A 10,521-nucleotide genomic window follows, 5' to 3' on the forward strand; every position below is an offset into this window, starting at 1 on the left:
CGGGTGGCCCGTCACGTCGCGCGGCGTGACCCGCGTGCGCACTGGGTCCTGCTGCTGCTCGGGCTGGTGCTGCTGCTCGCCGCGCTCACCGTCAACGGCGTGGTGACCGGGCTGGCCGGCGGCTCCGGCAGGGCGGGGGCGCCACCACCCGGCGCGGCCGTGGCCGTGCCCAAGGACGTCGTCGCGGGCGGGCCGGTGCTGCGGCTGGACCGGGACCGGCCGGCCAGCCGCTCCATGCCCGACCGGACGATCGCGCTGACCTTCGACGACGGGCCGGACCCGCGATGGACGCCGCAGGTGCTCGACGCGCTGCGCCGGCACGACGCCCGCGCCACCTTCTTCGTGGTCGGCGCCCGCGTCAACGAGCACCCCGAACTGGTCCGGCGGATCCTCGCCGAGGGCCACGAGATCGGCTCCCACAGCTTCACCCACACCGACCTCGCCGCCGCGCAGGGCTGGCGGCGGGACCTGGAACTCTCGCTGACCCGCAAGGCGGTCGCCGCGGCGACGGGCCGCGAGGTCACCCTGCTGCGGCCGCCGTTCTCCTCCCATCCGTCCGCGCTGACCGCTCCGGAGTACGCGGCGCTGCGCGCCGCCGCCGGCAGCGGACACGTCGCGGTGCTCGCCGACCGGGACACCAGGGACTGGCAGCGGCCGGGCGTGCCGGCCATCGTCAAGGCCGCCAGCCCCGAGCGCGGTAGCGGCGCGGTGGTGCTGATGCACGACGGCGGAGGCGACCGCGCCCAGACGGTCGCCGCCCTGGACCGGCTGCTGCCCGGGCTGGTCCGGCAGGGATACCGGTTCACCACCGTCTCGGAGGGGATCGACGCGCCGGCCTCGATGGTGCCGGCGAGCGGCGGGAGCAGGCTCAGCGGCCACGCCCTGCGCTGGACCCAGGCCGGCGCCGGCTGGCTCGCCGGGGCGATGGACCTGCTGCTCGCGGTCGCGCTGGTGCTGGGCGTGGCCCGGCTGCTCGTGCAGGTGTGCTGCGCGCAGTCGCACGTGCGGCGGGTCCGCAGGGCGAGGCGGACGCCGCCGACGATCACCGCCCCGGTGTCGGTGATCGTGCCGGCCTACAACGAGGCCGCGAACATCGCCGCGACGGTCCGGTCGCTGATGGCCAGCGACTACCCGGCGCTGGAGGTGATCGTGGTCGACGACGGGTCCAGCGACGACACCGCCGGGATCGTCGAGCGGCTCGGCCTGCGCGGGGTGCGGGTCATCCGGCAGGCCAACGCCGGCAAGCCGGCGGCGCTGAACACCGGGATCCGGGCCGCCCGCGCCAACCTGCTGGTACTGGTCGACGGGGACACGGTCTTCCAGCCGGACACCGTGCACCGGCTGGTGCAGGGTTTCGCCGATCCGACGGTGGGTGCGATCTCCGGCAACACCAAGGTCGCCAACCGGCGTCGGCTGCTCGGCCGCTGGCAGCACCTGGAGTACGTGATCGGCTTCAACCTCGACCGCCGGATGTACGACGTGCTGGAGTGCATGCCGACCATTCCCGGCGCGATCGGCGCGTTCCGCCGCGAGGTGCTGCTCGCCGTCGGCGGGGTGCCCGCGGACACCCTCGCCGAGGACACCGACCTGACGATGAAGGTGCTGCGGGCCGGCTGGCGGGTGGTCTACGAGGAGGCGGCCATCGCCTGGACCGAGGCGCCCTCGTCGCTGCGGCAACTCTGGCGACAGCGCTACCGCTGGTGCTACGGCACCATGCAGGCGATGTGGAAGCACCGCCACGCGCTGCGCGAGTCGGGCGCCGGCGGCAGGCTCGGCCGGCGCGGGCTGCCGTACCTGACGGTGTTCCAGATCGTGCTGCCGCTGACCGCCCCCGCGGTGGACGTCTACGCCGTCTACGGGCTGATCTTCCTGCCCTGGTCGACGCTGGTGCTGGCCTGGGCGGGGCTGCTGCTCCTCCAGGCGTTCACCGCCGCGTACGCGCTGCGGCTGGACCGCGAGCGGCTCGGTCCGCTGTGGAGCCTGCCGTTCCAGCAACTGCTCTACCGGCAGGTGATGTACCTGGTGGTGGTGCAGTCGGTGGTCACCGCGCTGGTCGGCAACCGGCTGCGCTGGCAGCGGATGGTGCGTACCGGCGAGGCGGCCGCGCTGGTCGGGACACAGGGACGGGCACCCTTCTGACGCCCGGCGGCGTCAGCCGGCGCTGAACAGGCCGGCGGAGAGCGCGAGCAGCGTCCCGGCGGCGGCGGAACAGCAGCACACCAGCAGGAACGCGACCACCGCGAGGATCGCCCAGACGCGCCGGTCGCGCGCCGCCGCCCGCCAACCCGCCGCCGGTACGTCCTCGGCCGGCTCGTCGTTTCCGCCGCCGGTCCCGGTCACTCCGGCAGTCTAGGCGCCGACGAGCGGGCGGGGCCGCCGGGCGCCGGCACCCGGACGGGTGACTGCGGTGCGGTCGGCCCGCGCCTCGCGCGGCGCCCGGTCGATCCTGGCGTGACCGGGACGTGTCCACGCCAGCCCGGACCGGAGTATCGGAGTACCGCTCATGCAATTCACCTGTGAGGACTTCGCGGTCAGCCACACGTCGAACCTCGACGCGAACAACGGCGCGGTGATCCAGCTGTTCGTCCGCTGGTTCAAACCCGACCTCCCGCCGGGCCGGGACCGCCAGCCGGTGCTCATGGTGCACGGCCGCAGCAGCCCGGGGCTCGTCTCGTTCGACCTGCGCAGCGACGCCGGAGAGGGCAGGTACAGCTGGGCGAGGGAGCTGGCGGAGGACGGGTTCGACGTCTTCGTCATGGACCTGCAGGGAATGGGCAGGTCGACCCGCCCGGTGCAGATGAACGACCCGTGCAACATCAATCCGCTCCAGCAGCACCTCCTGCTGCCCCGGGAACCGTGCGCGGCCAAGTATCCGAAGCAGCTCACCAACTCGGCGAGCGACTGGGCGGAACTCGGTACCGTCGTCAACTGGATCCTGGGCCAGCCGGGCATGCCGACCAAGATCGATCTGATCGGCTACTCGGCGGGTGCCTACGCGGTGGGACCGTTCGCCATGACGGTCGACCCCGCCAAGGTGGCCAGCCTCCTGCTGCTCGCCCCGATCTTCGCGGTGAAGGGCCCGTCGACACCGCCGACGGCGCTTCCCGTCAGCACCCCCTGCGCCCTGTACGGGTTCCCGATGCACATCCTGCACCGGACCGGCTTCAAGAAGTCGTGGGACAGCGACGTGGACGTGGAGCCCCGCTACCCGGGCCAGCGGGACGACGCCCACGACATCGTCGACGTGGTGTGGGATGCCTTCCTCGACAACGACCAGGTAGGCCGCACCTGGGGGCCCGGGGTCTCGCGGTTTCGCAACGCGTACTGGTGGGGCTGGAACCAGGAGCGGGTGACCGCCGACCGCACCAACCTCGGCGAGGAGGTGCCGGTGCTCGTCGTCTACGGGGCGAAGGACGCGACGGCGAACCACCCGCCACTCAACTTCTCGGTCCCGGAGCTCTACCGGTCCATCCAGGGCCGGCGCAAACTGATGTACCGGGTGGACGGCGCCGGGCACCTCATCGTCTGGGAGCGCCAGCGCAAGTGGTTGCACACCCTGTCCAGGAAGTGGCTGCGCAGCGCGCGGCACCCGAACCGGCCGTACAACGTCGACGGCAACACCACGGGGACGTTCGTCGTTCCGTGGGAGGGCGACCCGGTCGAGATGGACTACACGTCAGGGCGTACGGAGCAGCCGCTCGCCGTGTCGCTCGAACCGATGTAGGACCGGTGACGCCCCGGCGTGTCGGGCAGGATTGGGTGATGGAGCTGGTCTCGATCACCGACGTCCGCACCGCCGCCGCCGACATCGCGGGCACCGTGCTGCGTACCCCGCTGCTGCGGACCGGATGGGACGCGCAGCTGTGGCTCAAGCCGGAGAGCCTGCAACCGGTGGGGTCCTTCAAGCTGCGCGGCGCGACCCACGCGGTCGCCCGCCTGACGCCCGAGGAGCGGGCGCGCGGCGTGGTCACCCACTCGTCGGGCAACCACGGCCTGGCGTTGGCGTACGCGGCCCGGGCGGCCGGCGTGCCCTGCCGGATCGTGGTGCCCGAGGGCGCCCCGGCGCCGAAGGTGGACCGGATCCGGGCGCTGGGCGTCGAGGTGCTGCTGGTGCCGCCCCCGCGACGCGGCCCGGAGGCGGAGCGGATCGCCGCGACGACGGGAGCGGTGCTGGTGCCGCCCTTCGACGACCGGCGGATCGTCGCCGGGCAGGGCACGGTCGGGCTGGAGATCGTCGAGGACCTGCCCGACGTCGACGTGGTGCTGGTGCCCGTGGGCGGCGGCGGGCTCTCCTCCGGCGTCGCGACCGCGGTCACGGCGTTGCGGCCGGCGGCGACGGTGATCGGGGTCGAGCCGGAGCTCGCCGCCGACGCCCGGGACTCGCTGGCGGCCGGCTCGGTGGTGGTGTGGGGCGAGGAACGCACCTACCGCACGATGGCCGACGGGCTGCGCCTGCCACCGTCCGAGCTGACGCTCGCCCACCTGCGGGCCCGGCTCGACCGCATCGTCACGGTGACCGAGGAGGAGATCCGCGCCGCGATGGGCCGGCTGGTCCGCGACGCCCGCCTGGTCGTGGAGCCGAGCGGCGCGGTGGCCGTGGCCGCCCGGCTGTTCCGCGCCGCCGAGCTGCCGCCCGGTCGTACGGTCGCCGTGGTCACCGGCGGCAACGTCGACCCGGCGGTGTTGGCGAGCGTGCTGGGCTGAGCGTGCGCCGGGCAGGGCCCTCGTCGGGAGGACCCTGCCCGACGCCGCTCAGGCGCGGCCGAGGCGGTCGAGGATCCAGGCGTTGACGAACGCCTCCTCGCGCCAGGAGTCGTAACGGCCGCTCGGGCCGCCGTGGCCGGCGCCCATCTCGGTCTTGAGCAGGTAGTCGCCCTGCGGGGCGACCGCCCGCAGCCGGGCGATCCACTTCGCCGGCTCGTGGTAGAGCACCCGGGTGTCGTTGAGGCTAGTCACCGCGAGGATCGCCGGGTAGTCCACCGCCCGCACGTTCTCGTACGGCGTGTAGGACTTCATGTACGCGTAGACCTCCGGGTCGGCCAGCGGGTTGCCCCACTCCTCCCACTCGGTGACGGTCAGCGGCAGCGACGGGTCGAGGATCGAGGTGAGCGCGTCCACGAAGGGCACCTGCGCGACGATCCCGGCGAACGCGTCCGGGGCGATGTTGGCGACCGCGCCCATCAGCAGGCCGCCGGCCGAGGCGCCGCGGGCGACCAGCCGGTCGCTCGTCGTCCAGCCCGCCTTGACGAGGTGCCGGGCGCAGGCGACGAAGTCCGTGAAGGTGTTCTTCTTGGCCAGCAGCTTGCCCTGGTCGTACCAGCGGCGGCCCAGCTCGCCCCCGCCCCGGATGTGCGCGACGGCGAAGATGACGCCCCGGTCCAGCAGCGAGAGCCGGGCGACGGAGAACCACGGGTCCATGCTCGCCTCGTACGAGCCGTAGCCGTAGATCACACAGGGGGCGGAGCCGTCCTTCGGCGTGCCGGCCCGGCAGACCAGCGAGATCGGCACCCGGGTCCCGTCGTCGGCGAGCGCCCAGTCGCGGTGCTGCTCGTAGTCGGCGGGGTCGTACGCCCGGCCGTCCGGCCCGGGCTTCACCGGCTTCTGCCGGCGCAGCACCATCTGCCGGGTCACCAGGTCGTAGTCGTAGACCGAGTCGGGGGTGACCAGCGAGGCGTAGCGAAGCCGAATCTGCCCGGTGCGGTACTCCGGGTTGTCGTGCAGGCCGACGCTGTAGAGCGGCTCCGGGAAGTCGATGTCGTACGCGTCGCCGCCGCCGACGGGCAGCACCCGCAGCCCGGTCAGCCCGTTGGTGCGCAGCGAGACGACCAGGTGGTCGGCGAAGGCGTCCACCGCCTCCAGCCGGGTGCCGGGCGAGTGCTCGATGAGCGGCACCCAGTCGCCGGGCGCGTCCGCCGAGGTGTACGCCAGCGCGAAGTCCTCCGCGCCGTCGTTGTGCAGGATCAGGAAGCGGTGCCCGTGGTGCTCCACCGTGTACTCCACGCCCTGCCGCCGGGGCGCCACGGACGCCGGCGCGCCGGTCGGGTTGCCGGCCGGGATCACCAGCACCTCGCTGGTGATCTTGCTGTGGACGTCGATGAGGATGAACCGCTCCGAGCGGCTCAGCTCCACGCCGACCCAGAACCGCTCGTCGTCCTCCTGGTAGACCACCACGTCCTCGGTGGACGCCGTGCCCAGGGTGTGCCGCCAGACCCGGTTCGGGCGCCACGTCTCGTCCACGGTCACGTAGAACAGCACGGAGGCGTCGGTGGACCAGGCGGTGCCGTAGAACGTGCCGGGCACCTCGTCGGGCAGCAGCTCGCCGGTGGAGAGGTCCTTGACCCGCAGCGTGAAGCGCTCGTCGCCGGAGAAGTCCGTGGAGTAGGCCAGCCACCGACCGTCCGGGCTGACGTCGAACGCGCCGAGCGCGAAGAAGTCGTGGCCCTCGGCGAGCAGGTTGCCGTCGAGCAGCACCTCCTCGCCGTCGAGCGGCGCGCCGTCCGCGCTGACCGGCGGCTCGGTCTCGCCGTCGCGGACCGCCCGGCGGCACTGCACGCCGTACTGCTGGCCCTCGACCGTGCGGGTGTAGTACCAGTAGCCGCCCTTGCGGCCGGGCACCGACAGGTCGGTCTCCTGGGTGCGCCGGCGGATCTCCTCGAACAGGTCGGCGCGCAGCCCTTCGAGGTGCGCCGTCCGGGCCTCGGTGTAGGCGTTCTCGGCGGTCAGGTAGGCGATCGTCTCCGGGTCGTCCTTGCCGGTGAGCCAGGCGTACTCGTCGACGACGGTGTCGCCGTGGTGGGTGCGCTCGCTGGGCGCCCGCTTCGCCGTGGGCACGGGGGTCTCGGTGGTCACGGCGCCACGTTACCGGCCGCGCGCCGCCCGCCGCGCGGCCTCGTCGGCGACCCGCCGCCACATCTTTCGAACATGTGTACGATGGCCGGCATGGCGGCTGCAGCGAGTTCCACCCACCAGCCCGGAGCCCTCGACATCACCCGGCGGTTGACGGAGATCTGCGGCCCGCCGTTCGCCCGCTTCGCCGGCCCCGCCGACGAGGTGGCCGGCCGCCCGGCCCGCTGGGTGGCCGTCCCGGGCGGTGCGCACGCCGCGGCCGAGGTGCTGCGGCTCGCCGCCCGACACGACCTGACGGTGGTGCCACGCGGCGCCGGCACGAAGATCGACTGGGGTGCCGCCCCCGACCGGGTCGACATCGTGCTCGACACCGGCCGGCTCGCCGGGATCGGGCACGAGCCGGTCGGCGCGCCCACCACGGAGGTCGGGGCGGGCACCCCGCTGCGCGCGGTGCAGGCCACTCTGGACCGCACCGGGCAGCGCCTGGCGCTCGACGCCCCCTCGCCCGGCGCCACCCTCGGCGGCGTGCTCGCCGCCGGCGAGGCCGGGCCGCTGCGGCACCGCCACGGCAGCCCCTGCGACCAGCTCGTCCGGGTGCGCTACCTCGACGCCGACGGCGAGCTCGTCGAGGCCGGGGGCGGCGCCCCCGGGCTGGAACTGACCCGGTTGCTCTGCGGTTCGCAGGGGGCGCTCGGCGTGCTGGTCTCCGCGACCCTGCGGGTGCAGGCCGTCCCCGCCGGCCGGATCTGGGTCAGCCGGCCGGTGTGGACGCCGCTGGAGGTGCACGACCTGATCCGCACCGTGCTCGCCGCCCGCCTCGACCCGGCGGCGGTCGAGCTGGACCTGCCGGCCGGCGCGGGACCCCGGCCGCGCCAGGGCAGCCGGGCCGCCGCGATGGCCGCGCACCCGTCCATGACGGGTCGCGCCGGCGGCGGCCCGGCCGGCGCCGGGCGGCTGGTGGTGCTGCTGGAGGGCGGCCCGGCCGACGTCGCCGAGCGCGCGGACCGGCTCGTCGCGCTCCTCGGCGACGGCGCGGTCGCCAGCCATGCCGCGCCCGAGTGGTGGCGGCGCTATCCGTTCGGTCCGGGCGACACGGCGCTGCGGATCGAGGTGCCCATCGCCGACCTGCACGCCGCCGTCTACGCGCTGCGGGACGCCGCCGGCGGCCCCGTCCCGGTGCGCGGCTCCGCCGGCCTCGGCGTGGTGCACGCGGCCCTGCCCGGCGCCATGTCCCCCGACCGGGTGGCGGCCATCCTGGCCGCCGTCCGCGGCGTGCTCCTCGCCCGGCAGGGTCGCTGCGTGGTGGTCTCCGCGCCAGCGGCCGTCCGGCGGGCCGTCGACCTGTGGGGCGAGCTGGCCGGGCTGGCCCGGCTGCGCGCGGCCAAGGAGCACCTCGACCCGCACCGCCGCCTCGCCCCGGGCCGCCTCCCCGGCGGCCTCTGACCCCTCCGGGCAGCTCACCGGCGCACCCCGGCGGCGCCGCGCAGCGGCGGCGGACGCCCGCGCCATGCCGGCCCTGCCACCGGCGCTCAGCTGGCGTCGTTGCGCAGCACCAGGATGGCGATGTCGTCGCGGGGCGCCTCGGCCGAGAAGCCGATCGCCGTCGAGCGGAGCCGGGCCGCGATCACGTCGGCCGAGTAGCCGGCCAGCGGGGCGGCGGCGTCGCGCAGCCGCTCGGTGCCGAACAGCTCCCGGCCGCGCCGCCGCTCGGTCACCCCGTCGGTGTAGAAGACCAGCGCGTCGCCCGGGTCGAGCGGCACCACCGCCGTCGGGGAGGCGATCGAGTCGAGCAGCCCGAGCGCGGTGCCGCCGGTGCCGACGAAACGTGCCCCGCCGCCGGCGGGCAGCAGCACCGGCCGGTCGTGGCCGGCGAGGTGCAGGGAGACGTCGAGCTGGTTGCCGTCGCCGGGGCCGACCGCCGCCAGGGCCAGCGTGCAGTAGCGCCCACCGCCCCGCTCGAACAGCGTCTCGTTGACCCGGGCCAGCGCCTCCGGCAGCGGCTTGCCGTCGCCCACCAGCACCCGGATGACGTCGCGGACCAGGCCGGTGACCGTCGCCGCCTGCACCCCCTTGCCCGAGACGTCGCCGATCACCACCAGCCAGCGCCCGTCCGGCAGGGGCACCACGTCGTAGAAGTCGCCGCCGACGTCGACGTCGCCGCCGGTCGGGACGTACTCGGCGGCGAAGCCGATGCCCTCGACCACGGGCAGCACCGGCGGCAGCAGCGACTGCTGGAGCGTGTGCGCGACGCGCCGGCGTTCGGCGTGGATCCGGGCGTTCTCGATCGCCAGCGCCGACCGACGGGCGACGTCCTCCAGCACGGCGACCTCGTCCGGGTCGTGCCGGTGCCGCTGGTGCCGGCCGACGGCCAGCGTGCCCAGCCGCTGCCCCCGCGCGATCAGCGGGACGGCGAAGCCCTCCATCGGCGCGCCGAGCGGCATCTGGGTGCCGTTGCGGGACGCCTCGCGCAGCCGGGCCTGGACCGAGTCCGGGCCGGTCTCCTCGAGCACCTGGTGCAGCTGGGGCAGCACCGACTCGTCCGCGTGGCTGGCCGCCGCGAGGCGCAGCCGGCCCCACTCGTCGGTGGTGTGCACCGCGCACCACTGCCCGAGCCGGGGCACCACGAGCTGGGGGACGAGCGCCATGGTCAGCTCGACGTCCAGCGACTGCGCGAGCAACTCGCTGGCCTCGGCGAGGAAGGTCAGCCAGGCCTGCCGGCGGACGTCCGCCCGGCGCAGCCGGTCGTTCTCCAGGTGCAGCGAGAGCCGCTCGGCCATCAGCACGGCCAGCGGTCGTGCGTACGCCGACGGGGCCGCGTCCAGCTCCAGTTCGCCGGCGTACGGCCGGTGCACGGCCAGCGGCACCCGGAGCAGCTCGTTGCCGGGCCGGGGCTGGCGGCCGTACCGGGCCAGCACCTGGGTGCCCTGTCCGTCGCCCCGGTCCAGCCGCACCACTCCGCCCGCCGCGCCGACCATCTCCGCCACCCGGGTGAGCAGGCTGGTCGCGAAGTCGGGCAGCGGATCCTCGGCGTACGGGTCGGGGGTGGTCTGCATCAGCTCGCTCATGGCCCCGGCGCTCGGCGCGGAGCTCTCCGGGGTCGCCGGCGCGCCACCCCCGGCGGTCGCCGCGCCGGGCATCCCCGATCCCCGGCCGCCCGTGGCCGGGCCGGGCAGGTCCAGCCGGAACCACACCCCCTTGCCGGTGGGCAGGTAGGTGGTGCCCCAGCGGCTGGCGAAGTGGTCGACCAGCAACAGCCCCCGGCCGCGCTCGGAGACCTCGTCGATGTCGGTGGCGTCGTTGCGGACCCCGACGATCAGCTCCTCCACCGGGCCGGCAGCGAAGTCGGACACGGTGACGGTGATCCCGACCGGGTCGGCGACCACCTCGATGTCCAGCTCGGTGCGGGCGTGCTCCACGGCGTTGGTGGAGAGCTCGGTGGTGAGCAGCATGGCCTCGTTGGCCAGTCCGTCCAGGCGGGCCTCGGTGAGGACGGACCGCACGAGGGCCCGCGCCGCGGCGGGCGTACGCCGGTCTGCGGGGAGCCGGACGCGCCGGACGTGCTCGTCTCGGCCCCCGGTCGTCGCGGGCCCCGTCTCCGCTGACACCCCCGTATCCTCCACCGCCACCCGTGCGGGTGCCAAGCCGATGCCCGGACGGCATGCCCCAAACCCGCCC

General features: G+C 74.9%; 7 protein-coding genes. 4 read left to right on the top strand and 3 right to left on the bottom strand.

Annotation, left to right across the window (positions count from 1 at the left end; genetic code table 11):
• Window positions 1–3 precede the first annotated feature (3 nt).
• The gene (locus tag ACSNN9_RS17125) at window positions 4–2,139 is read left to right on the top strand and encodes a bifunctional polysaccharide deacetylase/glycosyltransferase family 2 protein (protein ID WP_436674281.1); all 2,136 of its coding nucleotides are present in this window, start codon (window positions 4–6) and stop codon (window positions 2,137–2,139) included.
• Window positions 2,140–2,151: 12 nt separating this feature from the next.
• Here ACSNN9_RS17125 and ACSNN9_RS17130 read toward each other — a convergent pair whose 3' ends face one another.
• Window positions 2,152–2,340, bottom strand: coding sequence for a hypothetical protein (locus ACSNN9_RS17130; protein ID WP_436674283.1), 189 nt, complete (start codon window positions 2,338–2,340; stop codon window positions 2,152–2,154).
• A gap of 163 nt (window positions 2,341–2,503) precedes the next feature.
• Between ACSNN9_RS17130 and ACSNN9_RS17135 the strand changes: the two genes are divergently transcribed.
• Window positions 2,504–3,724 (top strand): alpha/beta hydrolase, encoded by a 1,221-nt coding sequence (locus ACSNN9_RS17135; protein WP_436674284.1) that lies wholly within the window; start codon window positions 2,504–2,506, stop codon window positions 3,722–3,724.
• Between the two features lie 38 nt (window positions 3,725–3,762).
• Complete coding sequence (locus ACSNN9_RS17140) at window positions 3,763–4,704, top strand: threonine ammonia-lyase (protein WP_436674286.1); 942 nt, start codon at window positions 3,763–3,765, stop codon at window positions 4,702–4,704.
• A gap of 48 nt (window positions 4,705–4,752) precedes the next feature.
• Here ACSNN9_RS17140 and ACSNN9_RS17145 read toward each other — a convergent pair whose 3' ends face one another.
• A complete protein-coding gene (locus tag ACSNN9_RS17145) occupies window positions 4,753–6,849 on the bottom strand; it encodes a S9 family peptidase (protein WP_436674287.1) in 2,097 nt (698 codons plus the stop codon).
• Window positions 6,850–6,939: 90 nt separating this feature from the next.
• Here ACSNN9_RS17145 and ACSNN9_RS17150 point away from each other — a divergent pair, with 90 nt between their 5' ends.
• Entirely contained in the window at window positions 6,940–8,289 is a 1,350-nt protein-coding gene (locus ACSNN9_RS17150) for an FAD-binding oxidoreductase (RefSeq protein WP_436674289.1), read from the top strand.
• An 86-nt stretch (window positions 8,290–8,375) separates the two neighbouring features.
• On the opposite strand, the gene ACSNN9_RS17155 is transcribed toward ACSNN9_RS17150, so the two are convergent.
• Window positions 8,376–10,451, bottom strand: a complete 2,076-nt coding sequence (locus ACSNN9_RS17155; protein ID WP_436674290.1) for a SpoIIE family protein phosphatase — start codon at window positions 10,449–10,451, stop codon at window positions 8,376–8,378.
• Window positions 10,452–10,521 lie beyond the last annotated feature (70 nt).

This window comes from Micromonospora sp. URMC 107, from assembly GCF_051386315.1.
Taxonomy (GTDB): domain Bacteria; phylum Actinomycetota; class Actinomycetes; order Mycobacteriales; family Micromonosporaceae; genus Micromonospora.